Raw genomic sequence first — 24236 nt, 5'->3', positions numbered from 1 at the left:
GGAGTGCGTACCCCGGTGACGGATCATCACAATAATCCTGTTGTCAGCCCTCGCAAGGTGACCTTTGCCATTGTGGCCGGAGAAGCATCGGGGGATATCCTGGGTGCCGGCCTGATCCGTTCCCTTCGAAGCCGGTACCCCAACGCCCGGTTTGTTGGGATCGGCGGTGAAGAAATGGTAGCCGAGGGTTTTCATTCCCTGGTTCCCATGGAACGGTTGTCCGTGATGGGCCTGGTGGAGGTGCTGGGCCGGATACGGGAACTGTTCAGCATTCGTGCCCGGCTGATGGACTACCTGCTGACAACTCCGCCCGACGTGGTTATCGGCATAGATTCCCCCGATTTCACCCTGGAAATTGAACGGCGATGCCGTGATGCCGGTATCCCGACGGTCCACTATGTCAGCCCGTCCGTCTGGGCCTGGCGCCAGAAACGTATCTTCAAGATTGCCAAATCCGTCAACCTCATGCTCACGCTGTTCCCGTTCGAGGCCCACTTCTACGAGGAGCACAACGTTCCCGTGGCCTTCGTAGGCCATCCATTGGCGGATCGTATCCCCATGATGCCGGACACAATGGGCGCCCGCCGGTCCCTGGGCCTCCGTGAAGACGCGCCGGTACTGGCTATCCTGCCGGGTAGCCGGGGTGGGGAAGTGGAGCGTCTGGGCACCCTGTTTCTCGAGGCTGCACGCTGGATCCAGGGCAGGCGCCCGGATCTGCAACTGGTGATTCCCTGCATCAATCGCGAACGGGAAAAGCAGGTCCGGGAATTGGTGGAGGCGCTGGATGTAAAACTGGCAGTGACCATTGTCCGGGGCCGCTCGCGGGAGGTGATGGCGTCGTCTGATGTGGTGTTGCTGGCATCGGGAACGGCAACCCTGGAGGCCATGTTGCTGAAAAAGCCCATGGTGGTGGGTTACCGGTTAAGCGGTTTCAGCTTTGCCCTGGTGTCCAGGCTGGTAAAGGTGCCCTATGTCGCTTTGCCAAACCTGTTGGCCAAAGAACAACTGGTGCCCGAGTTGTTACAGGATGACGCTTCTCCCGAGTCCCTGGGCGAGGCAGTCCTTGAGCGCCTTGAAAACGAAACCGAGCGTGCCCGCCTGACGGAGGCCTTTTCGCAGCTTCATGAACAGTTGCGGCAGGATGCGGATGAACAGGCGGCAACGGCAGTTTCCGCGCTGATAGAGGGCGAAAAGCGATGAGTAAGCTTCCTTTACCACCCTTTGAGTGCCGATACCAGGGCTGGCGACTGGCCGGTGTGGACGAAGTGGGGCGCGGGCCATTGGTGGGCGCCGTGGTCACAGCCGCGGTGATACTGGACCCGGAAAAGGCGATACCTGGCCTGGCTGACTCCAAGAAGCTGACAGAAAAGCGCCGTGAGGCCCTTTACGAACAGATTATTGAGCGGGCGGCCTCGTGGAGCCTGGGCCGCTGTGAGGCTGACGAGATAGACCGGCTGAATATATTCCAGGCAACCATGGTGGCCATGGAGCGGGCCGTGCAAGGCCTTGATATCGAGCCTGAATACGTACTGGTGGACGGTAACCGTTGCCCCCAATGGCGTTGGGTCTCGGAGGCGGTTGTAAAAGGTGACAGCCGCGTGCAGGCCATTAGTGCCGCGTCCATTATTGCCAAAGTGACGCGGGACCGGGAAATGGCGGTGCTACATGAGGAGTTCCCCGAGTACGGCTTTGCCAGCCACAAAGGCTATCCCACTCCGGTGCATCTGGAAGCGCTTGGCAGACTGGGCGCCACCGCCCAGCACCGTCGCTCATTCCGCCCTGTGCAGGAAGCGATTGATGCGGTGGGCTTACACAGCAAGGCCGTGAAACAGGAATTGCAATATCCCGTCGATCTGTTCGAAAATATCGATTGACAGCTCCCGATCGAATCCTTAGTATACGCGCACGTTGATCGGGGGTTGCCCCGGAAAACAACCAGTTTTGAAGTAGAAGTATGCTTTAGAAAGCGTTGATGCGGGGTGGAGCAGTCTGGTAGCTCGTCGGGCTCATAACCCGAAGGTCGTAGGTTCGAATCCTGCCCCCGCTACCACTTAGAAAAGCCGGTCTTTGACCGGCTTTTTCTGTTTTGGGTCAGAGATGTTTCCAGGTCGATTTCAGACCAATGCTTTTTCTGCCCTGTTTGCAACCCCTTCCCCAGCGGGACTCCCGCAAATCTAGAACTTTAGTACCAGAACGGCACCGCTTGACCGGTGCTGTGCGGGCAAAATTTTGCCCATTAATCAGTATTTTCCGCTATTTTATTACCATTGTCTGTCGAAAAATTGACAGTTTTTTAACTGGCATGATGACGCCATTCACATCGATACTCGCGGCCGTTTTATATAATTTCACAAATTCGGCGAAATATTGGTGTAAAGTATCTATGAATCGCGTCATTAAAATGTCAAGGGCATGGATCGCCGCGTTTTTTGTGGGAATTACGCTTGCTGGATGTGGGGGCGGTTCTTCTGGAAGTTCCGGCACGGAAAATGCCGCACAAGGCTCCCAGTCACAGGCAGCTGAGCGTTCTGCTTCTCTGAGCTGGAACGCTCCGTCAACTCGGGCTAACGGAGATGGCATCAAGATGGGTGAGTTATCCGGCTATGTCATCAACTACGGTCAGAACCCGGACGCGCTTTCCGAAACGGTGCGAATTAATGATGCCAGTACGATGGAGTACACTGTCGATAATCTGAACAATGGTACCTGGTACTTTACGATTCAGGTGGAAGATATCGATGGCTTGATGAGTGCCCCGTCAGCACAAGTCAGTAAAACCATCTGATTAAGGCTATGGTTTTTTTGGCGGAGGGAGTCGTCAGAGCGGCCTTGTTGTTACCCTAACGGATGCGCAACCGGCAGTTTGAGGGTAAAGGCCGTACCTTCCCCGAGGCGGGAATTAACGGTGATTTCACCGCGGTGTTTTTCAACCACAACGTTCACGAACGATAAGCCCAGCCCTGTGCCATGGTTGCCTGAAAGCTCGCTGCTTTTCTGGCGACGGTAGCGGTCAAACAGGTAGGGGATTTCGTCGGGGGCGATGCCTTCCCCTTCATCGCTTACGGTCAGGTACGCCTGATGGCCCGCCTGGAAAACCTGGATATTGACGGTTGAGCCAGAAGAGCTGTACTGCACGGCATTGGTCAGCAGGTTGATAACGGCCCGTTCAAGCAATTCCGCGTTGCCTCGCAGCCACAAATCCTCTGTTCCCTGCAGTACAAGCTGAATGCCCTTTTCGACGGCCTGCTCGCTGACGCTGTCCCGCGCGTTTTCCACAATGGCCAGAAACTCGCATTCGTAAAAGCGGGTTTCGGTTAATTGTTCCGCCCGGGCAAGCTGCACGAATTCCTCGGCCAGGTGATAGCTTCGTTTGGCCAGCCGGCCCAGTTGGTCAAGCTGCTCCGGCTCGATGTGGCCACGGTTCCGTTTGAGTTGTTCGATCAGTGCCAACTGGGAAACCAGGGGTGAGCGCACATCATGTGAGATGAAGTCGATGGCTTCCCGGTGTTGCCGCTGTTGTTCCCTGAGCTCGGAGATGTCCGATATGTTGGCGATAATACCGTTCTGGTCGCTGTCAGGCAGCGCAAACGGCGCGAAGTGAATGAGGAAATCCTTGTTGCGAATGCGCAGGTCCACAGTGCGGCTCTGGGCCAGCGTGAGCGTTTCCGAGACGGTTTCATGCCATGGCGGGTTGTCCCTGGGATCGTGGCCTTCCAGGAGCTTCACCAGAGGCAGGCCGCTGAGGCTCGGCATGGGTTCCTGAAACCATTCTTCGATATGGCCGTTGGCGAAGCGGATAACGCCAAGTTCGTCTGTGACAATAATGCCATCCGGCATTCGCTCGAAGCTTCGCCGTATGAACTTCTGCATCTGGCTCATACGCTCGGTTGCAACGCGCACCCGCTCGATTCGGGCGGAGATGTTTTCTCTTGGTCCTGATTTTCTGGCCGGCGACTGAATGGTGGAAAGCGGCAGTCTGCGAAGGTAGCGCCGGGTGGCTTCTCGCCCGAGGTCATTGGGGAGTTTGAGCCCGATCTTGTAGGTAATATTGTTGCGCAACAAGCTGACCCAGCTCTGGCTGCCAAGGTGAACCCATTCGCCGGGCTCCGTCAGTGGCGGGATGTCTGCTGCGGTCAGCCCTGACGCAGTAATCACTTCGTTATCCTCGGCCAACAGCCATCCCTCTGGCTGGAGCAATGCCTGGAATTGGCTGAGTAGCTGTGGCGGATGCCTGAGTGACGGCTCTTCGAGGGTCATTGTTGGCCCCCGTGCAAGTTCATCCAGTTGCCGGTTGAGGAAGCGGTTGGTCATCGCCAGCCTGAACGCACTGGACACCGGCAGTGCTAGCAGGGGTATGACCATGGCATGGGAAATGGGCAACCAGAGCCGGGCACCCAATAACAACAGCGCGTGCGCCAGAACCAGTAAGCCAAGAGTTACAAGGCACAGAAGAATGGTCCGGGCCGGTCGCATACGGGGCAGGGCGAACGAAAGGAAAACAATCACCACAACGGCCAGGCCGATGGCGATGGGTGTTGATACCCGGGAGATCAGTTCATCCTTCACCAGGGCGGAATAACTGTTGGCATGGAATTCAACGCCGGACATGGGCTGATTCAGGCCTGAGAACGGCGTGGGCAGGATGTCGCCGAACCCCGGTGCGGTTGCGCCCACAAAGACGGTTTTGCCGCTGAACGCCTCTGGTGCGGCCGGCAAATCGAGTATTTCCGTGTAGGAGTAGGACGACAGTGTCCCGGAGCCGCCGGCCATGGGAATCGCCCGGTAATGCTGCCTGACGTTGGTATATAGCGGCACATCGGGTGGTTCACCGTTCGGCAGGGGCTCCCCGGAAGCCGCCAGCGCCAGGCTCGGCCACAACTGATCGCCAAGGCCGTTCAGCAGGTAAAGGCCCCTGGCCAGGCCGTCCTTGTCAAGTTCCACATGGGCATGTCCCAGCGCCGATGCCGCCGACGCCAGCGCCGGTACCGGCAATTGCTCACTGATCAGATAGTTGCGGGAGGGCGGTGAAAGGTGAAGGGGCAGGATGACATTCCCGTGGTTCCGCATGGCCCTGGCCAGTTCCTGGTCGTCCGGGGAGGGCTCGGGAAACAGGATGTCGAAGACGATGGTTTTGGCGCCCGCCTTGTCAAGCTTTTCGATCAGCCGCGCGTGGGTTGTTCGTGGCCAGGGCCAGCGACCCAGGCGATCCACGCTGAGTTCATCAATGGCGACAATAACAACATCATCGGCAGGCTCCACCGGATTCTCTGTGATCAGGGTATCGTATAGCCAGAAGTCCAGCCGCTGGGGGATGGAGGTGGTTTGAAGCAGTAGCAGAATGGTCAGTAGTGGCAGGCCCAGTGTCCACGGTGTTGTTTTGATGGGAAGCCAGTTCCGGGTCATGGGGCCTGCTGTCGGGTATTGGTATGTGTTGGATTATTCCAGAAACAATTCCCTCCCTGGTCCCCACCGGCTTTCCAGCGGGCCGTCAGAAAGGGCTTTCAGGCGGACAAAATACCGCCTTCCGGGAATGAGGCGCAAGGCCGCTGTTGTATCCGACAGCGTAGCCTCTTTAATAATGTTGTTAAAATTGGGCTCTTCCGACAGCTGTAAACGATATTCCGCCGCAGTGTCCACCTTTTGCCAGAACACCCTGACCTGGCTGTCTACATAGTTCACGCTGATGATGCGGACCGGTGGCAGGGTTCCGTTCACCACCAGGGCGCGAGCCTCGCTTGTGGCAACGGAATTGCCACCGGCTTCGGTTACCACTCGCCAGTAATACTGGCCCGGTGTCAGTGGGCGTGAGGGCAGTGCGCTCTGGTCTGGTGCCCATTCGCTGGTGGCCACCAGGTTGCCAAAGTCTTTGTCCTCGGCAATCTCCACCCGTGCCACCTCGTTCTCACCACGCAACTGCCAGCGGAATTCGGGCATATCGTCGTTGACGGTTGCGCCGGCTTCGGGTTGTTCCAGTACGGCCGTACGGGCCCGAAGATCCACTTCCACATCCAATATACCCGGCATGCCGGCTATACCCCGGCTATCCACGGCAGCCAGGTGGATCTCGTAGCGGCCGTTGTCCAGCAGGTTGATATCGAAATCATTGCCGCTGACCTTGCTGCTGTTGATCCAGCGCCCGGTTTCGCCATCGAAGATGTCCACGCGGTGAGCGCTGGCTCCGCTGGGTTTCCAGCTCAGTTCCGTTGGAAGTTGCGTCAGTTGGGGCGGCAGGGGGTTCATCTCGGGTGCCGGCGGCAGGCGGTGGATGCTCATGCTGCCAACGCCCGCGGTCGATACGCTGGCGCTGTAGCCGGCGGGAATGCGGCGTGTTTTCCCAGGCGGGCCAAACGAGACTTCGCCTTCGGTCACCCGTAGGTCCGTTGAGCCGGGCGCTGTTCTGAGGGTGAACATGGTACCCCTGACGGCGGCAACAGCCGACGGAGTCTCGATCTCGAAGCGCGAGCCGCCTTCAATCACCGGCTTCACCTGGGTTTCGATTTCACCCTGGTTCAGGCGTAGCCGGGTGTCGACCATACCCGATTTTCCGTATTGGGTCAGTCGGTTGAAGGCGAGGCGGGAATTCGGGGAAATCCGCACGACCGAGCCATCGGCCAGTTCTACAGTCGCAGTACCGGCGTGGGACAGGATTTCATCACCAACCCGGATCAGCGAGTCGCTGGTGAGGGGGCGCTTGGTGCCGTCATTACCGGAAATCAGCTGTACCTGGCCGGTGACGGAGTTTACCCGGGCGGGATCGGGCTGGCGCTGGAGCCAGGCCAGTGGGATTCGCAGGCTGTCCCCGCTGCCGATCGTGGCAGGGTTCTCAATGTTGTTGTGTTGCAACAGGCGAATAGCGGATACGTTCGGGGCCAGCAGGGTATCGGCAACTTCGTCGAAGCTTTCGCCGGGGCGAACCGTATAGACCCATTCGGGAACTGCGCTGGATTCCGGCCCCAGGGCAGCCGCCTGGGAGCCACGGGTAACCGACAGATCCGCCTGTGCCGGCAACGCCATGACGGCGCCGGCGACAAATAGCAGTGCTGTCATTAACCGCAGGGTGGAGCGTTGACTCATTTCAGGCCTGTTCCATTACCGGTGCGTTGGCATCGGGACCAGAGGCTTTCATCGCTTCCAGGCGATAGCCACGCTGGTAGATGGTCTTGATCCGGAAACCATTCTCGGGATTGAGGCCCAGCCTGCGCCGAAGCCGGCTCATGTGGGTATCCACGGTACGGGTGTTGATGTCCTTCGTCAGGCCCCAGACCCGCTCCAGCAACATTTCACGGGTCAGCAGCCGGCCCTGGTTCTGGAACAGGAACAGGGTCAGGTCGAAGTCCTTGTCGGTCAGGGTCAGTACCTCACCGTGGAGCGAAATGGTCCGAAGCTGGGTATTGATCTCAAAGGGCCCATAGCGCAGCACTTCTTTTTCCGTGTCCGGGCCGGTACGGCGGGCCAGCGCGTTGATACGCGCAACAAGTTCCGCCTCGCGGGCCGGTTTGGCCAGGTAGTCATCCGCGCCAGCGTCCAGTGCCCGCACAATGTCGGCTTCGCTGTCGCGTTGGGTGAGGAAAACCACCGGAATCTGCCAGTTCAACTGGGCCCGCACGCTTTCCAGAACCTCGATGCCGGTCATGTCGGGAATCTGCCAGTCCATCACCAACAAATCGTAACTGCGGTGGAGAACGGCACTCAGAAAGGACTGGCCTGAAGGGAAACTGTCGCAGTGATGCCCACGCTCAGACAGCACAGATTGAATGTGCTGAGCCTGTTCATGTTCATCCTCAAGCAGAGCAATTCGCATCAAATATGGTCTCCCGACATTGAATTAACTGTCTTTTTTAGAGTCCCGCTCATTCGCGGGGCATAGGCAATTGAATCTGGCTTCATAGTATTACAAATCTGCAATTCCGCTTCAGTCACGTTATGTAGTGTTGCGTAAACGGAGCGCTGGTTTTCCACCATCGTCATCCACTGTTTGTCGGCAGCCGGGGAAATTACTGCAGCCCCAAAACCAGCCTTTTTTTCCTTTTCTGCGCACCAGTGGTGAAAAGCAGTGGGGGCAGGGAATCGGCTTCTCGCTCGTGCCGTCCGCCGGCGACTGATCTTCGATCGGCCGTGTGCCCTTGCAGTCCGGAAAACGGGTGCAGGCGTGGAAGGCGCCGAATTTGCCCTCTCGCTGTCGCATCGGGGCCCGGCATTTGGGGCAGTGGGGTTGCCCTTCGGGCGGTGGGGCGTTCTTTGTTTCCTGCTCCGGGGTGTTGATAAAGCCGCGGATCTGCTCCTTGAGGTCTTCGATAAACTGTTTCGGGTTGCCCTCACCGCGGCGAATGCTTTCCAGGGTGGCTTCCCATATCGCTGTCATATCCGGCTTGCTGATGGACTCCGGCAGGGAATCGATCAATGCCTTGCCCTTCGGAGTCGAGCGTATGTGGCGCTTGTCCCGGAACAGGTACTCACGGCGGAACAGGGTATCGATGATAGCAGCGCGGGTGGCCTCGGTGCCCAGGCCATCGGTTTCCCGCAGGGTTTTGCGCAGCTCGGGGTCGCTGACAAAGCGGGCAATGTTGGTCATGGCCGACAGTAGGGTGGCATCGGTGAAATACTGCGGCGGCTGGGTCTTGCGTTCGGCGACTTCCACCGAATCACACAGGATGGGGTCGCCTTTCCCCAGGCGGGGGAGAGGCGGCTTTGGGGCTTCCTTACGGCCCTCCCGCTGGCGGATTTCAAGGTCTTTCCAGCCCGGCTGGAGTACGGCTGTTTCAGTGGCCCTGAAGTCGTGTTCGCCAATCCTGATGGCCAGCTTGCCTTCCCGATGGATGGCATCGGCGCTGAACTGCATCAGGTAGTAGCGGCTGATCAGTTCGTAGATTTTCTGTTCCGCTTCGCTCAACCGCCCTGACGGCGCCTGCCTGGCGGTGGGAATGATGGCGTGGTGGGCATCCACCTTTTTGTCGTTCCATGCCTCGGTACGGCGGTTCAGGTCTGCCGCCTCGCAGGCTGGTGCCAGTTCGCTGGCGACTTTGCCAATGGCCTGCACTACGTTCTGGCGCTGGTCAAAATGCCCTTCGGGCAGGTAGCGGCAATCCGAACGGGGATAGGTGATCAACTGATGGCGTTCATAAAGATTCTGGGCGGTATCCAGTACGTCTTTGGCGCCCATGCGGAACAGCCGCCCCGCTTCAATCTGCAGGGCGGAGAGCGAGAGTGGCAATGGGGGAGCTTCGTTCCTGTCCCGGAAACGGGATTCCGTAACTTTGCCGGGGCGCCCCTCCACTGCATCTGCGATCTGCCTGGCCACATCGCCATCCAACAGTCGGTCTTCTTCGTCAAGGTGTTCCCGGTAGGCTTCCGACGGTAGCCATCGTGCCGCAAACCCCTGCTGGTCGGTGTCTTCCTCCACGGCGTGGCAGTTTGCCTGGATGCGGAAGAACGGTTTCGGGGTGAAATTTTCGATGGTGTTGTCCCGCGCTACCACCAGGCCGAGCACCGGGGTTTGCACCCGCCCAACGGAGTAGACACCCTGCTCGCCTTGCTGCTGGTAAGACAGTGTGTAGAAGCGGGTAAGGTTAATGCCATAAAGCCAGTCTGCACGCTGGCGGGCCAGGGCGGAGTGGGACAGACGGCGGAATTCCCGGTTGTCTTTCGGCGCCTGGATGGCCTTGGCGACCGCCGCCGGTGTCAGGTCGTTGATCAGGATTCGCTGCACCGGGCAGGTGGCGCCCACGTAGCGGATTACCTCATCCACCAGCAGTTGGCCTTCCCGGTCCGGGTCGCCGGCGTGGATGATGGTGTCGGCCTTGCGGGTCAGTGATTCCAGTACCTTGAGCTGCTGGCGCACGCTGTCTTTGGGCATGACTTCCCAGCGGCCGGGGAACAGGGGCAGGTCTTCCTGCCGCCATTTTTTCCAGCGCGGATCATACTGGCCGGGTTCCGCCGGCTCCAGCAGGTGGCCAATGCACCAACTGACCGTACTGGCGTTACTTCCTTCGCCACAACGAATCCAGCCCGTTCCCTTCTGGTGGGGGGCAGGAAGAGCGGCAGCGATAGCCCGGCCCAGGCTTGGTTTTTCAGCAATATAAAGGCGCATAAGTCGGAAGCAATGTTCGGGTGGGGATGGAAGATGGCGCTTTGTCCCGATCCTGTCAAGGTAACACAGCGTTTGGTGTAGTAGACTGTTCCATAACACATTCAATCAGGAGCAGGCCTGTTTATGTCTACACAACAAGCCATTGAGCAAAAGCTGGCAAATGCGTTCGACAGCCATCACCTCATGGTTGAAAACGAGAGCCACAAACACAACGTGCCGCCCAACTCCGAAACCCATTTCAAGGTGACCCTGGTGTCTCCGGAATTCGAGGGGCAGGGTAAGGTCAAGCGGCACCAGGCCATCTACCGTGTACTGGCGGAGGAAATGGCCGGTGGCGTTCACGCTCTGGCGCTTCATGTGTACTCGCCGCAGGAGTGGGAGGCGTCTGGCCAGGCAGCGCCCGAATCCCCCAATTGCATGGGCGGTTCCAAGAACGATCCGGCCTTCGCATCAGGGGGGAGCCAATGAGCCAGTTTTTCCAGATTCATCCGGAAACGCCCCAGAAGCGGCTGATCAACCAGGCCGTGGATATTCTGCGCAGGGGTGGTGTTATTGTGTATCCGACGGATTCGGCCTATGCCCTCGGCTGTCAGTTGGATGACAAGCAGGCGGCGGATCGGATCAAGCGCATCCGCCGGCTGGATGACAAGCACAACTTTACGCTGATGTGCCGGGATCTGTCGGATATCGGCGTATTCGCAAAAGTTGATAACACCCAGTATCGGCTGCTAAAGAACTTCACCCCGGGGGCTTACACGTTCATCCTGGACGCCACCAGTGAAGTGCCACGGCGCCTGTTGCACCCCAAGCGCAAAACCATTGGAATGCGGGTGCCCGACAACGCGATTGTTCAGGCCCTGCTGGCGGAACTGGGCGAGCCCATCATGAGCAGTACGCTGATACTGCCGGGCGAGGAAGACCCGATGACCGATCCCTACGATATCCGGGAGACCCTGGAACACGAGCTGGATCTGATCATCGACGGCGGCTTCTGTGGCCTTGAGGCAACCACCGTGGTGAACATGACGGGCCCGGCGCCGGAAGTGACCCGCGTCGGAAAGGGAGATCCGGAGCCTTTCCGGGTTTAGCCGGTTCAGGCCCGGGTATTCAGGCTGAGGGCGAAGTTCCTGCGATCTGAGTAGCTGGTTGCCTGGTCGATGTTGGCGGACCGGCGCAGGCTGTCATAGCGGTGCGCCAGGTCCTGCAGGCCATTGAACTGCTGGTTGTCGCTGACCAGGGTGTCCAGCAGTGAATTGTTCACGCCGTAGGCCTTGTTCAGCTTGAGCGCGTTGTCCACGAAGTGCAGGGTGGGCTCGCTGGCACTGAGCCGGCTGAACGCCTCCCGGAACGGCTTGCTGTTGTTCAGGTCCTGCTCGATGCGGTTCCGGGTTTCCTCCGGTATGCCTCCACCAAGACTGATTTTACCTTCTTCGTTCTTTGACACTTCCACACTGGTTGCCGGGCTGAGCTTGTACTCGGCAAGTTTGTGCCGCAGCGTTTCCCGCATGTAGGCAAGGTCCTGCCCGACGGTTTGCCTGTACTCGGCCATCTGTAAGCGGGTGGATTTGGGGCGCGCCGAATCGGAATTTGCCCGCTCCGACATGGTAAAACGGTCATCGGTGGCGGAAGCCGGAGCCTCAGGCGCCGCGGGCTTGGCCGCGGCGTTGCCCGGTGCAGCCGGCGGGCGTTTTTCCATGGCCTGCTGGAACTGGGTACTGGCTTTGATCAGCGATGTAAGCAGCGACATGGCTCTTTTCCCCTCCCATGGTCACTGAGGAAATGTTGACGTTTGTGGTGTCCTGGGAACGGGTAAGCACAAAGCGGGCCATGGCTGCTTAAATGACGTAGTCCTCAGGCACTGGAAAGTCGACTTCGTCAACTTGCTCGGAAAGGTAATCCAGGAAGGCGCGGACCGCCGGCAGCAGGCCGCGGCGTGACGGGAACACAGCATGGAATATGCCGCTGCGCGGTAACCAGCCGGGCAGCACATTAACCAGTCGCCCCTCAATCAGGTCCCTTCCGCCCACAATCAACGGCATTTTAATCACGCCCAGGCCAGCAATGGCGGCCTGCCTTAAAGTAAACACATCGTCTGTAACCAGCCGTGGATGGTGATGGACCTGCACTGACCGGCCATCCGGGCCGTCCAGGCACCAAAGGTGCTGACCGTCCGCCTGTTCGAAATCAATACTGGGCAAATGGACCAGATCTTCGGGCGACTCCGGCCTCGGGAAGCGTTCCAGCATGGCGCGGGACGCCATAAGGCATTGGGGGCTCCTGGACAGGACTTTCATGGTCAGCCCGCTGTCTTCCAGCGGTGGATAGCGCACTCGAAGGGCCAGATCGAGCCCCTCCTTGATCACATCGACGCGCCGGCTGGTGGCCACCAGTTCAATCTTGACCTCTGGATACAGTTCCATGAACTGCACAACCAGGGGAGCAACCAGAAAATAGATCAGCCCGGGTGGACAGCTCATGCGAATACATCCCCGGGGTTCGGCACGGGAGCGATCAATCAGCTCCTGCGCGGCTTCGGCTTCCACCAGCATCGCAACACAGTGGCGATAGTACTCCTTACCCAGTTCCGTGACGCTGAACCGACGTGTGGACCGGTTGATCAACCGGGTATCAAGGCGTTCCTCAAGAAGCGCAATGCGTCGGCTCAGTTTCGACTTGGGTACTCCCAGCGCACGCCCGGCCGGGGCAAAGCCGCCATGCTCCACTACCTGCACGAAGTAATAGAGATCGTTCAAGTCCTGCATAGTTCATAGTCCTATATATAGAACGCAGATTATAAATTTTGATGCCTACTCGGACCAGCACACTTCCCTTATTGTGCAGATATTGACCTTGGATCTTTCAATCAGCGAAGGGGGAGCGCATGAAACAGATACTGACGACCTATAGCACGCCTCAGGGCCACTGGGTTGGTGACGGCTTTCCCGTTCGCTCGCTGCTGTCGTACGACCGCATGGGCGCCAACAATATCAGCCCGTTCCTCCTGCTGGACTACGCCGGGCCCGCGCAGTTTCCGCCGGGAACTCGCCGCCGTGGCGTTGGGCAGCACCCCCATCGGGGATTCGAAACCGTGACTCTGGTGCTGAAAGGCGAACTTGAGCACCGGGACTCCACGGGCAGTGGGGGACTGATCGGCGAGGGCGATGTTCAGTGGATGACGGCGGGTGCCGGCATCGTCCATGAGGAATTCCACTCACCTGCATTTACCCAGCGTGGAGGTGTGCTGGAGATGGTCCAGTTGTGGGTAAACCTCCCCGCACGGGACAAGGATGCCCCAGCGGCCTATCAGACGCTGTTGGGCAGGGACATCCCGGCGGTTTCCCTCGGGGAGTACGTTGGCACCCTTCGGGTCATCGCCGGTGAGTACCAGGGCCACTTCGGCCCGGCGAAAACCTTCACATCCATGAATGTATGGGACGTGAGGCTGGAGCCGGGAGCAGGTGTGCCTCTGCCTGCCCCGGACGGGCATACCGCCATGGTTGTGGTGCTCAAGGGAACGGTTCTGGCCAATGGATCGGAAGTTCTGCATGAGGCGGAAGTCGCCTGTTTTGACCGCCAGGGCCAGGGTTTGCAACTTGAGTCAAATAATGATGCCCGGTTGCTGGTGCTCACAGGTGAGCCGATCAATGAGCCCGTGGTCGGCCATGGGCCCTTTGTGATGAATTCGGAGGCGGAAATCCACCAGGCCATCGCGGACTTTCAGAACGGAAAGTTCGGGACGCTTCAACACCAGCCATAATCCGTTATGGCTGGCGAAGGAACCCGGCCCAAGGGCCGGTTGCTCAGACCCACCGAAACCAAGGAGAAAGACATGGCTTTCAAATACAACCGACTGGATAAAAACGATGTGGCGCTGTTGATGGTTGATCACCAATCAGGGCTACTCTCGCTGGTTCGGGATTTTTCCCCGGACGATTTCAAGAACAACGTACTGGCGTTGGCGGATATCGCCAAATTCTTCGATATACCGACCATTCTTACCACCAGCTTCGAGGATGGTCCCAATGGACCGATGGTGCCGGAACTCAAGGAAATGTTTCCGGATGCTCCGTACTTCCCGCGCCCCGGCCAGATTAACTGCTGGGATAATGAGGACTTCGTGAAGGCGGTAAAGGCCACGGGTAAGAAGCAGTTGCTGATCGCTGGTGTAGTGACGGATGTATGCGTTGCTTTCCCGACGCTGTCGGCGTTGGAAGAGGGATATGAGGTATTCGTGGTTACGGATGCGTCCGGCACGTTTAACCCAGTAACCCGGGATGCAGCATGGAGCCGCATGGAGCAGGCGGGTGCCCAGTTGATGAACTGGTTTGCCGTTGGTGGTGAGTTGCATCGCGACTGGCGCAACGACATCGAAGGCTTTGGTGGAATACTCGCCAAGCATCTTCCGCATTACGCTAATTTGATGCAGAGTTTCTCTGCGCAGAAAGGCTAAACGGGCAGGGCCGTATCCACTTCGCTGGCGGGTACGGCCCTTCTGGAGTTACTCTCTTCCCTCGATACCGAGGAAGGAAACTATGGAAGATGAAAACGCTCCGGGCAATCCAGGGGCGCACTACAACTCCGGCAGGTCAATCATAATCAGGCACAACGTTCGTCCAGATATGAAGGACCGCTACGAAACCTGGCTTCGTCAGATCATCGTGACCGCTGCCGAATTTCCAGGCCACCAGGGCGTACACATTGTTCGGCCACCACCCGGGCATAATACCTTCGAGGCTGCCGTGCGGTTTTCCGGTGAAAAAGAGGCGGAGGCCTGGCTGGAGTCGGATATCCGGAAAGAACTGGTTTCGGAAATAGCCACCGCTCTGGAAACCAACGAACACATTGAGATTCGCAGTGGCATTGATTTCTGGTTCAGCCCTCCAGAGTCGAAAGCCAAACAGCCAACCCGTTGGAAACAATGGTTGATTACGACTGCGGTCATATGGCCATTGACCATGATTGTGCCGGCAATTTACCAGCCCGTCTTTGACCGGGTGCCGTTATTAGCCACATGGGGTGTTCGGCACGGGATAGTTGCGGCAACCATTGTTGTGTTGGTGGTTTACCTGATCATGCCCAGGCTGGTGCGTGCGGTGTCGGGGTGGTTGTTTCGGTAGGTCCGGGGTTTTACCAGGGCTTACCGCGCAATCAATGCAATATAGGCTGGCGGGATCGATCTCCAGGCGCTTGGGGTTAATCGGTTCGCCACACTCCATGCATTCCCCGTAGTCGTCGTTGTCGATCCGGGTCAGGGCTGCTTCAATCATTTTTAACTGGCGCTCCGCCCGTTCTTTTCCGGCCTTTGCCAGTTCCTGGCTTTGCAGGGCATCCATTCGCGAGAGCCGGCCGACGCTTTGCTGGTCCAGGTGGACGGTTCCACTGGATTCGTCGCGAACATCGCTGGTAGAAAGCAGATCTTCTTGCCATTTCAGCAACAGATTGCGGAATTTTTCGAGTTCTTCAGAAGTCATCTTCCCACCTCTTTGCCTCTGAGCTTCGCCAGGGTTGAATATTGTCGGTATTGCCACAACTCGTATCAGGTAAGGGATAGGCGAATTAAAGCGTATCTCTTGCTCTTATTTCTCGCGTAAGGACAAGGAGGCTTGATCATGCAAGTGAAAGAGGTCATGACAAAGCATCCGCAGTATCTAGATGCCGATCTCACCATTCGTGAAGTTGCAAATGCAATGCGTGAGAATGGTACCGGCTTTGAGCCGCTGGGCGACGGTAGCAAGGTTACCGGTGTTATCACCGACCGTGACATTGCCGTTCGGGCAGTGGCCGAGGGCAAGAGCCCGGACGACAAGGCCAGTTCAATAGCGACTGGAAAGGCGCTGTATACTTTTGAAGACGAAAGTATAGATGATGTCCTCCAGAATATGGCAAATGAGGAAGTACAACGTTTGCTGGTTCTGAACAATGCTGATCGCAAAGATCTGGTTGGCATTGTCACCTTGGGCGATATCGCTGACCACTGCAATGATGATGCCCTGGCCAAGAAAGTGGTCAGCGCCGCCCGGCATTATCACTAACCTGTAACGCAAGGAAAGATTCCATGGCCAGAGCATTGGCATCTGGCTATGGGACTCTTACCGATCATCCCTGATGGTTTTCAGGTCTCGGCCTGTTTTTACCGAATGAGGTTCGGTCGATACCGGATTGCGCCTGCCGTCCGCAGCACCGTCCCTCATTTTGATCAGCAACCATTGGGGCTTCTTTCCGCCCCGGAAGCGTTTCAGGGCATAACCTCCCTGGAGTTTGTCGCCTTCCAGCCAGACTTCGATCATGCCATCCCGATGGCACGAAGCCATGTTGTCTTCGCGGAGATTATCGTAGCTGCCCCTGTCCCAGATCATGACGGTGCCGGCGCCGTATTCTCCCTCCGGGATCACGCCTTCAAAGTCAGCATAGCCCAGTTGGTGGTCTTCCACTTCAATCGCAAGCCTTTTTTCAGAAGGGTCTGTGGAAGGGCCCTTGGGAACAGCCCAGGACTTCAATACACCGTCTACCTCCAGGCGGAAATCGTAATGCAGCTGACTGGCGTCATGTTTCTGGATGACAAATGAATGCTTGGTACCGTGGTCCTGCTTGCTCATGAGTGCCTCCCGTTTTCAGAGAAGGTCTGTATCACCACACGTTTACAGTCTGGTTTTCGGTGGGCTCACCTCGTCAAGATAGGCCAGCCCTGCTCGATGTCCTGCCTGATAACCTTGTTCCAGAAGCTCCGGTTTCCGTGTTAATCGGCCAACCGCAAATTCGGAGGGCGGGCCAATCACATGAATCGTGCAATCCCAGGGAGGGTTTTCGATAAATGAAAGCGTGGCATTGTAACGCTCGGCGCGGCGAAGCGATGCGTCCGCAAGTGCCGGATAGTCCCGGAACAGGCGCTTTGGTATAAATGCGAACTTTGGTGGCCTTTTACGGTAACCCGGAGGGCGTGACAGCACCACGGTAATGTCACGGGCACCATCTTCGTACGCCTTGATCACCGGAATGGCGTCTGCCAGGCCGCCATCCGTCATCGGTTCGCCATTGACCTGCGGATAGTCACGGTAGGCGATAGGCAATGAGCATGATGCAGTGAAAACATCATGAAGGTTTTGTTCATCAACCCTGAAGTAACAGGCTTTTCCGGTCAGGGCTGATGTCGTCGTTACCCATAGTTCTGTGCTTCCATTCAGGAAGTTCACCAAGCTTAGCGGCACGTCGGTATACGATTGGTGCCAGAGCCAGCGCACATCACATAGGTGCCCGCCGATGGCGAACCGCTTCCAGTCAATGAATTCCGGTTGGCAGGCATGTCCGGTAATGATTTTCCGGTTACGCCCATGGTCTCCCGACAGGTAGCCAATCAGGTTGGTGGCACCCGCTGAAACGCCATAGGCTCGCCAGAAGGGCTGATAGTTGTACTCAAGGAATGCATCGAGAACACCTGCAGCGAAGATGCCGCGCATGGCGCCGCCCTCGACGACAAGGGCTTTCAATTCGCCAGCAGAGTGTTGAGATTGGTTTGATAGGGTTTCACGGGTGGCCATAGGATGAAATCTTACCAGAGATAACCACCCTGAAGCTTCCTCGCAGCAGGTAGCGATTAACAGTAGGTTTCTGTCGGGCAGTGGCTATCACCACGCTCCCACTGGATGGTTGTGTGCTGGATGTTGAATTCCTTTGCCAGCATCAACGAGGCATCATTGATGATCTGGTCATCGCCCTCGGGATCTGGCTTTACCAGGTGGACCGTCAACGCGTTTTCGGTCGTACTCAGGGCCCAGATGTGAAGGTGATGGGCGGAGTGTACGCCCGGGAGCTTCTCGAGACGTTGTTGAACAGTCGATGGGTCAATGCCCCCGGGTACAGCATCCACGGCCAAGTTGACAGACTCCTTCAGCAGTTGCCAGGTACCTACGAAGATCACCGTGGCAATCACCAGACTGACCACTGGGTCTATCCAGTTCAGGTTGGTAAACATCAGGATTGTGCCGGAGATGACGACCCCCACCGATACAGCGGTGTCTGCGGCCATGTGCAGAAAGGCACCCCGGATATTGATATCTCCTTTCTGCCCCTTGAGAAACAGCATCATTGTTGCCCCGTTGATAAGGACACCGATGCCGGCAACCACAACCACGGTCAAACCCGCCACCTCGGCAGGGGCTGTCAGGCGCTGAATGGCCTCCCAGGCAATCCCGCCAACAGCCGCAATAAGAATGAGTGCGTTGAAGAGCGCCGCCAGAATCGTGGTCTTCTTCAGCCCATAGGTTTTGCTGTAGGAGGTTGCCCGGCCTGCAAGCCAACTGGCCACCCAGGCCATGAGCAATCCCATGACATCGCTAAGGTTATGGCCGGCATCTGCAAGGAGCGCAAGAGATCCTGACACTACGCCATAAACCGCTTCAATAGCCACAAACAGGATGTTGAGCACCACTGCAATGGCGAAGGAGCGGTTGTAGGTGTTGAAGTGATGACTGTGGTCGTGGCTGTGGTTGTGCATCTATACCTCTATCAGTAGCCATGGGTCTGTCAGTGCTCATCGAGTGCCGCAAGGATTACCTGCTCACTGATACACTCCGGTACGCGCGTTGGTGATAGTCATTTAAAACCCTGTAGCTACTATAGGGTCAACATGGTCAGTTTGCGTTAGCCGATGGGTGGCTTGGGAAGGGCAGGCAAATGCCTGAAGGCCGGAAACACGCAGGGCGTAATGGGTTGTTTGTTTCCGTGAAGACAGGTGGGAGGCGGGTTGGTACCCCCGGCAGGACTCGAACCTGCTACCTTCCCCTTAGGAGGGGGACGCTCTATCCAGATGAGCTACGGGGGCTGATCGTCAGAAGGCGGGTATGATAGCGGGCTAGGTGATGTGTCTCAAGGGGCTGTGGGGATTTAGGCCTGACGTTTGCAAACAGAGGGGCTCTGCGTAAATACTCCGGTTCAGGAGGTTAATATGACTGAGATTCGACTGAAGCGTGTCTATGACAAGGCAGCCCGCTCGGATGGGCCGAGGCTTTTGGTTGACCGGGTATGGCCACGGGGTATTTCGAAGGAAGAAGCGGGCCTGGCCGAGTGGCTGAAGGGCCTGGCGCCTTCCACCGACCTTCGGAAGTGGTTTGGACACGACTCGTCCCGGTGGGATGGTTTCCGCGAGAGGTATCTTCAGGAGCTGGTATCCGGCGAGAATGGAGACCTTGGTATCCTGGTGAAGTATCTTGAAGAGCATGACCGGATAACGCTGGTATTTGCGGCCAAGGATACAGAGCATAATAACGCGCTGGCCCTGAAGCAGTTTATTGAGGCGGGGCAGCTACCGATTTGAGCCGTTAATGGGGATACCAGCAGATTTGACCATGGCCACACAGCACCCTTCCGATTCCCAGTGCGATCCGTTGTACCTGAGTTGCATCGTGCCCGTATGGCGGGAGGCCGCCACCATTGGCGCTACCCTGGCGCATTTGCAGCCGCTGAGGGACTCCGGCCATGAAGTCATTGTGGTTGATGGCGGTAGCGATGATGGTACCGCGCGGCTGGCGGCAGGGCATTGCGACCGGGTTATGCAATCCGGGCGCGGGCGGGCGGTGCAAATGAACGCCGGCGCGCAGGTAGCCAAGGGCGATATCCTGTTGTTTTTGCATGTGGATACCCGATTGCCAGGCTCGGCTCTGGCGGCACTGGATCGGTTCCGGGTCAGCCGCAAAGCCTGGGGGCGTTTTAATGTGCGCCTCAGTGGCCGGCGCCCGATGTTTCGGGTTGTTGCCTGGTTTATGAACCAGCGGTCCCGGTTGACGGGTATCGCCACAGGGGACCAGGCACTGTTTGTGCGCCGACCGGTGTTTGAAGCCTTGCGCGGCTTCGAAGAGATACCGCTGATGGAGGATGTGGAACTGTCTTCCCGGCTGCGGCTGGTTTCCCGCCCGTTCTGTGTTTCCGATCCCGTCGTTACCGACAGCCGGCGCTGGGAGCGGCACGGTACCTGGCACACTATCCTGTTTATGTGGCGGTTACGTTGGCGTTATTGGCGCGGCGACTCGCCGGAAACCCTTGCCAGCCTCTACCAATCGGACGTTCGTGATGCTTCTGAATCCTGACGTTTCCGCCCTGGTCATGCAGTTTTCCAAATGGCCGGAAGCGGGCAATGTGAAAACCCGCCTGATGCCGGAGCTCGGGGCGAACGGGGCGATGGAGGCGCACGTCACGCTTAGTCTCGCCGTGCTTGAGAACCTGGTGGCCAGCGGCTACACCGTGCGCTTTATGTGGGACCGGGCGGTGGATGAAACTCCGCAAGGCGCATTGCCGGTATTGCAGCGGCTTGAAGTCCACGGTGTCGGGCAGTCCCTGCAGCAGGGTAAGGTGTTGGGTGAACGCATGCAGCAGGCGTTGCAATCCGGATTGCGCGAGTTTGGCAAGGCCATGATCGTGGGCAGTGATTGCCCGTCAGTGGATGCGGATTACGTGCGGCTGGCAGTGTCAGCGCTGGATGATGTGGATGTTGTGCTGGGGCCGTCGGAGGATGGGGGATACGTTCTGATCGGCGCTCGCCGGGTAATCCCTGACATGCTGGCCGATGTAGCCTGGGGTACGGAAAAGGCGCTGGAGCAAACCTGCGCCCGTCTCACGCAAGCGGGCGTATCGTTCACTCTGTTGCCGCAAAAATGGGATGTGGATGAGCCTGAAGACTGGCGCAGGTTTACTGGCCAGTCTTCAGGCTGAGTTTTCAGGCGTCCGGCACGGCGGGGCGCTGTAGCAGGCGTTCAACGATGGGTGTATTGTCCTGTGCCTCGTCAACGGTGAACACGCGCAGTGCCTGCTCCCGGTCAATGACCTGGTTCTGCAGGGTTTCAACCAGGGCTTCCCGGGTGACACCGTCAATCGCTTTTGCCAGCTTCTTGCGGGAGTTGAAGTCGGTCGCGCCCCGGTCGATTTCTCGCCAGTAGCGTTCCGAAATCTCACCCAGGCGCCTCTCCTGTTCCATCAGCTTGCTGATCACGGCCTGCTTCTCGCGCTCCAGTTCCTGGTCAGACAGGTTGGCCAGCGTTTCTTTGAACGCGGTGGAAAACTCGCGTACCGCCTGGTCGATTTTTTCGCCGCTGGCTTCTGGAGACTGCACCACAAAGCCGAGTGCCGGGGTTTCCAGCATCTCGAACGGCGTGGCGTAAACGATGTACCCAAGCTGGCGGTTGGTGCGCAGCTCTTCATAGAACGGGCTGCTGATAATCTGGCCCAGCAACCGGAAAATGGCGCGCTCCTTAAAGCTGGTGTCGTCGCCCTGCGCGTAAAGGGTGTAGCCGGTGTCCGGATGTTCTACCTCTATCGGCAGCACCGTTTCACTTTCTGGAAGCGCGCGAACGTGGCTTCGCTCTACCGTTGTCATCTCGCTCTCATCCAGCACCATGGCATGGATGCGGTTGGTGAGGTTGAGGGCCGAAGCCTGGGTCATGTTGCCGTGGACAAGAAGGACCGGATCAACCTCTGAGAGAAAGGCCTCAGAGAAAGATCTGAGTTCTTCCAGCGTGACTTCCCTGGCGGCACGGAGTTTCTCCTCGGTACTCCAGGCGCCTTCGATCAGCAGGCTCTGGATGAACTCGGAGGTCTGTTGCACCGGGCGTTCCTTAGCCTCGTTCTGGAGCCGGTCGATCATGTTCTGACGGGCAATACGGAAGCGTTGTTCGGTCAGCGTGGGGTCGGCAACCTGGGTCAGGAGGCGGGCCATCAGAGTGTGCAGTTTGTCGCTGTAGCCGCCGACCCGGATGGTAATGCCGCGAAGGTGCGGGTAGACGCTGTAATCAAGGCCTGCCAACTGGGCGGGGTAGGCCCAGGCGTTCACGTTGGTGTTGATGGCATCCACCAGCAGCGTGGACAGCACGTTGCTGCGGGCAGAGGCCCGGGTAGCCGGGGTGCGCAGGCTGAGGTAGACATTGGCCTTGGGCGTATCAAAGCGGGTATCCCGTGCGTACCACACCTCCATGCCACTGACAGTGCCCATGGACACAGGCTGTTCCATGGTCGGTCCGGTGACCATGCCCAGCTCTTCGGGAATAAAAGGGTTCTCCAGTGGCAGGGCCAGGCTGGCAACCATGGGGTTGTCGTCCCGCGTCTCGACCGTTTGGGGAGCCAGGGGCCGCATCTTCCAGGCGGCGTCGTACCACTGGGTGAGGTTCGGGTCTTCAAGGTTCGGTTCGGGCTCAAGGACGGATACCAGAACGTTGTCCGGGGTAAGCCTTTCCAGAATGTCCCGGTACTTCTCCGGCGCGTAGTCTTCCATCATCCAGGGGGCCTGGAGCACGTCTTCCGGTGCCACATGCCGCATCTGTTGGGACAGGTGCATCACTTCCTGCACCGGTTCGCCTTTTTCCCGGAAGCGGAAGTCGATCTGCGCCAGCTGTTTCATTTCTTCAAAACGATGCCGGGCGATGCCCTGCTCGCGCACCTTGTCGATGTAGGCGAAGGTCAGTTCCAGGATGGTTTCCTGATTTTTCAAGCCTTCCGGTGTCAGCGCCATGTTCAGTTCCAGGGTGGCGTCCTGGCCGGTGTCCATGCCGCTGCCCGCGGACAGGCTTTCCACCAGGCCGGCCTTCTTCAGAACGTCAAAGAGGCTGCCGGGGCCTTCGTGGCCAAGCAGGCTGGCAACGTAGTTGGCCGGTTTGTCGCGGTAATGGTCCTGTTGCGACGGAATAGGGAAAGTCAGTGTCAGATTGCGGATGTCTTTCAGTGCATCCACGTTCAGGCGGGCGGGCAGGGTGCCCGGGCTGAACAGTGGTTCGTCGTGGACTTTCGGGGTCAGGTTACGGTTTTCGATGCGATCAAATCGCCCGCGTACCATGGATTCCAGTTCGTCCAGCGATTGCGGGCCATAAACCGCCAGAGTCATCAGGTTGGATGAATAATGGGCTTTCCAGAAGTCAATCAGGTCGGGGCGCAGTGGCCGCTCTTCGGTGTTCTCCAGGGTTGTCAGGTTACCCACGGCAAACTGGTGGAAGGCATGGTCGGGATTGCTGACGGCCTTTTTCACGGAGTAGAAGCGGCGGCTGTCGTCTTTCTGTTTAGCGCTGAACTCTGAGTGCACGGCGCGGCGTTCGCGGTCGACCAGTTCGGGGGTAAACAGTGGGGCCGAAAACTGCTCCGCAAAGCGATCCAGGGCATCGCCAAGGTAATCAGCCTGTACGTCGAAGAAATAGTTGGTGTCCTGGAAGGCGGTGAAGGCGTTGTGGCTGCCACCGTGGCTTTTGATGAACTGTTGGTATTCACCCGGGTCGGGGTATTTTTCCGTGCCCAGGAAAAGCATGTGTTCGAGGAAGTGTGAGAGACCTTCACGATTGCCGGGGTCGTCCCCGCTACCCACGGCGACGTTCATGGATGCGGCCGCCTTGTCGGATTCCGGCGCGGAGATCAACAGCACCCTGAGCTGGTTGTCCAATTGAACGTAGCGGTACTCGTTGTCGTCGTTCGGGCTCTTTACGGGTGACTGGTTTGCCAGTGCAACCGAACTGAAGGCCAGAAGTAGCAACAGTAAAAATCCCTGCTTCAGGCCAGGGAAACCTTTGGCAAATCCATGGATGCCTGGGTGCATAGAGTCTCTCTTTGCGTTGAGCCGGTTAATGAATCAGGGCGTTGCGGGTGCTCTCGGGCTGTTGGTCCAGCGTTTTCTTCGCCAGGCTGGCGGCGGCGTCTGCGTCAAGCTGGCCCGAGGCGATGCGTTCAAGAACCGTACCCATTACCGCGACAGACTGGCGGTAATCTGCAAACTCGGCCTGGAAGGCGTGATCAATTGCCTGATAGACAGCCTGGATTTTCTGTTCGCGGGTGCCGGCGTCGGCAGCCGTGTCGTTAATGGCCTTCAGGCAGGCACGGGCAATGGCAATGTAGCGTTCGGCGTTGGGGTCGTCTTTGTGCATGTTCCAGATTCCGGGGTGCGGGAAATGTAGAGAGTGTAGAGACAGAAACTGCCGTTGATGGTTCCAATTATGTCACCGCCGCGGGCAGGTTTCATTTCCTTCCGGTAATGGTAGGGATTTGCGGGCAGCCTGCCTACCTTGTGCTAGTCTCAGTTTCAGCGTGCCGGTTAAACGAACAGGCCCCGGCGTGCTTTTCAGACACGGACTAGAGTAAACACTCTAAATAAAACAACGGCTTACAGAGTAAATGCTCTAAAAAAGTTCGA

23 protein-coding genes and 2 tRNA genes are annotated in these 24236 nt (G+C 58.0%); 12 read left to right on the top strand and 13 right to left on the bottom strand.

Annotated elements, in window-relative coordinates; genetic code table 11:
- The first annotated feature begins 15 nt into the window (after positions 1-15).
- The 4 genes from lpxB to NLU14_RS19190 all read left to right on the top strand — a co-directional run bounded on the left by lpxB (position 16) and on the right by NLU14_RS19190 (position 2785).
- Positions 16-1200, top strand: coding sequence for a lipid-A-disaccharide synthase (lpxB, locus tag NLU14_RS19205; RefSeq protein WP_275709612.1), 1185 nt, complete (start codon positions 16-18; stop codon positions 1198-1200).
- Positions 1197-1874: a ribonuclease HII gene (gene rnhB / locus NLU14_RS19200; RefSeq protein WP_275709610.1), complete on the top strand. Its 678-nt coding sequence runs from the start codon at positions 1197-1199 to the stop codon at positions 1872-1874. Before lpxB ends, rnhB begins: the two co-directional genes overlap by 4 nt.
- Before the next feature lie 99 nt (positions 1875-1973).
- A tRNA-Met gene (locus tag NLU14_RS19195) sits at positions 1974-2050 on the top strand.
- A 72-nt stretch (positions 2051-2122) separates the two neighbouring features.
- On the top strand, positions 2123-2785 hold the full coding sequence (locus tag NLU14_RS19190) for a fibronectin type III domain-containing protein (RefSeq protein ID WP_275709608.1): 663 nt from the start codon (positions 2123-2125) through the stop codon (positions 2783-2785).
- Between the two features lie 50 nt (positions 2786-2835).
- Here the strand turns inward: NLU14_RS19190 and NLU14_RS19185 are convergent, their stop codons facing one another.
- From NLU14_RS19185 to NLU14_RS19170, 4 genes are all read right to left on the bottom strand, one after another.
- Entirely contained in the window at positions 2836-5403 is a 2568-nt protein-coding gene (locus NLU14_RS19185; RefSeq protein WP_275709606.1) for a CHASE2 domain-containing protein, read from the bottom strand.
- Between the two features lie 33 nt (positions 5404-5436).
- Complete coding sequence (locus tag NLU14_RS19180; RefSeq protein ID WP_275709604.1) at positions 5437-7074, bottom strand: FecR family protein; 1638 nt, start codon at positions 7072-7074, stop codon at positions 5437-5439.
- 1 nt (position 7075) lies between these two features.
- Positions 7076-7801 carry a response regulator transcription factor gene (locus NLU14_RS19175; protein WP_275709602.1) on the bottom strand — a complete coding sequence of 242 codons (726 nt, stop codon included), beginning with the start codon at positions 7799-7801 and terminating at the stop codon, positions 7076-7078.
- Between the two features lie 120 nt (positions 7802-7921).
- Positions 7922-10087: a DNA topoisomerase III gene (locus NLU14_RS19170; RefSeq protein WP_275709600.1), complete on the bottom strand. Its 2166-nt coding sequence runs from the start codon at positions 10085-10087 to the stop codon at positions 7922-7924.
- 123 nt (positions 10088-10210) lie between these two features.
- Between NLU14_RS19170 and NLU14_RS19165 the strand changes: the two genes are divergently transcribed.
- Entirely contained in the window at positions 10211-10555 is a 345-nt protein-coding gene (locus tag NLU14_RS19165) for a BolA family protein (protein WP_275709598.1), read from the top strand.
- Positions 10552-11175: an L-threonylcarbamoyladenylate synthase gene (locus tag NLU14_RS19160; protein ID WP_275709595.1), complete on the top strand. Its 624-nt coding sequence runs from the start codon at positions 10552-10554 to the stop codon at positions 11173-11175. The genes NLU14_RS19165 and NLU14_RS19160 overlap by 4 nt, the downstream gene beginning before the upstream one ends.
- Before the next feature lie 5 nt (positions 11176-11180).
- Here the strand turns inward: NLU14_RS19160 and NLU14_RS19155 are convergent, their stop codons facing one another.
- Positions 11181-11834, bottom strand: a complete 654-nt coding sequence (locus NLU14_RS19155) for a hypothetical protein (RefSeq protein WP_275709593.1) — start codon at positions 11832-11834, stop codon at positions 11181-11183.
- Positions 11835-11922: 88 nt separating this feature from the next.
- Positions 11923-12849 (bottom strand): LysR substrate-binding domain-containing protein, encoded by a 927-nt coding sequence (locus tag NLU14_RS19150; protein ID WP_275709591.1) that lies wholly within the window; start codon positions 12847-12849, stop codon positions 11923-11925.
- 119 nt (positions 12850-12968) lie between these two features.
- On the opposite strand from NLU14_RS19150, the gene NLU14_RS19145 reads away from it, so the two are divergent.
- Positions 12969-13844 carry a pirin family protein gene (locus NLU14_RS19145; RefSeq protein WP_275709589.1) on the top strand — a complete coding sequence of 292 codons (876 nt, stop codon included), beginning with the start codon at positions 12969-12971 and terminating at the stop codon, positions 13842-13844.
- 72 nt (positions 13845-13916) lie between these two features.
- Complete coding sequence (gene ycaC, locus NLU14_RS19140) at positions 13917-14537, top strand: isochorismate family cysteine hydrolase YcaC (protein WP_275709586.1); 621 nt, start codon at positions 13917-13919, stop codon at positions 14535-14537.
- 553 nt (positions 14538-15090) lie between these two features.
- On the opposite strand, the gene NLU14_RS19135 is transcribed toward ycaC, so the two are convergent.
- Positions 15091-15558 (bottom strand): TraR/DksA family transcriptional regulator, encoded by a 468-nt coding sequence (locus NLU14_RS19135; RefSeq protein ID WP_275709584.1) that lies wholly within the window; start codon positions 15556-15558, stop codon positions 15091-15093.
- 138 nt (positions 15559-15696) lie between these two features.
- On the opposite strand from NLU14_RS19135, the gene NLU14_RS19130 reads away from it, so the two are divergent.
- Positions 15697-16119, top strand: coding sequence for a CBS domain-containing protein (locus NLU14_RS19130; RefSeq protein WP_275709582.1), 423 nt, complete (start codon positions 15697-15699; stop codon positions 16117-16119).
- A 57-nt stretch (positions 16120-16176) separates the two neighbouring features.
- On the opposite strand, the gene NLU14_RS19125 is transcribed toward NLU14_RS19130, so the two are convergent.
- The 4 genes from NLU14_RS19125 to NLU14_RS19110 form a co-directional block, all read right to left on the bottom strand.
- The gene (locus NLU14_RS19125; RefSeq protein ID WP_275709580.1) at positions 16177-16683 is read right to left on the bottom strand and encodes a DNA polymerase ligase N-terminal domain-containing protein; all 507 of its coding nucleotides are present in this window, start codon (positions 16681-16683) and stop codon (positions 16177-16179) included.
- Positions 16684-16725: 42 nt separating this feature from the next.
- Positions 16726-17571: a patatin-like phospholipase family protein gene (locus NLU14_RS19120; RefSeq protein WP_275709578.1), complete on the bottom strand. Its 846-nt coding sequence runs from the start codon at positions 17569-17571 to the stop codon at positions 16726-16728.
- A 107-nt stretch (positions 17572-17678) separates the two neighbouring features.
- A complete protein-coding gene (locus tag NLU14_RS19115; protein WP_275709576.1) occupies positions 17679-18578 on the bottom strand; it encodes a cation diffusion facilitator family transporter in 900 nt (299 codons plus the stop codon).
- Positions 18579-18828: 250 nt separating this feature from the next.
- A tRNA-Arg gene (locus NLU14_RS19110) sits at positions 18829-18905 on the bottom strand.
- Positions 18906-19028: 123 nt separating this feature from the next.
- Here NLU14_RS19110 and NLU14_RS19105 point away from each other — a divergent pair.
- From NLU14_RS19105 to NLU14_RS19095, 3 genes are read left to right on the top strand one after another with little or no spacing between them, the layout of a single operon-like run.
- The gene (locus tag NLU14_RS19105) at positions 19029-19397 is read left to right on the top strand and encodes a DUF488 domain-containing protein (protein ID WP_275709574.1); all 369 of its coding nucleotides are present in this window, start codon (positions 19029-19031) and stop codon (positions 19395-19397) included.
- 31 nt (positions 19398-19428) lie between these two features.
- Positions 19429-20166 (top strand): TIGR04283 family arsenosugar biosynthesis glycosyltransferase, encoded by a 738-nt coding sequence (locus NLU14_RS19100; RefSeq protein WP_275709571.1) that lies wholly within the window; start codon positions 19429-19431, stop codon positions 20164-20166.
- Complete coding sequence (locus NLU14_RS19095; protein ID WP_275709568.1) at positions 20150-20788, top strand: TIGR04282 family arsenosugar biosynthesis glycosyltransferase; 639 nt, start codon at positions 20150-20152, stop codon at positions 20786-20788. The genes NLU14_RS19100 and NLU14_RS19095 overlap by 17 nt, the downstream gene beginning before the upstream one ends.
- 4 nt (positions 20789-20792) lie before the next feature.
- On the opposite strand, the gene NLU14_RS19090 is transcribed toward NLU14_RS19095, so the two are convergent.
- Complete coding sequence (locus tag NLU14_RS19090; protein ID WP_275709565.1) at positions 20793-23645, bottom strand: insulinase family protein; 2853 nt, start codon at positions 23643-23645, stop codon at positions 20793-20795.
- Positions 23646-23670: 25 nt separating this feature from the next.
- A complete protein-coding gene (locus NLU14_RS19085) occupies positions 23671-23970 on the bottom strand; it encodes a hypothetical protein (RefSeq protein WP_007151678.1) in 300 nt (99 codons plus the stop codon).
- Between the last annotated feature and the right edge of the window lie 266 nt (positions 23971-24236).

The organism is Marinobacter iranensis (assembly GCF_029207565.1).
Classification (GTDB): domain Bacteria; phylum Pseudomonadota; class Gammaproteobacteria; order Pseudomonadales; family Oleiphilaceae; genus Marinobacter; species Marinobacter iranensis.
This window is presented reverse-complemented; position numbering and strand designations above follow the sequence as displayed.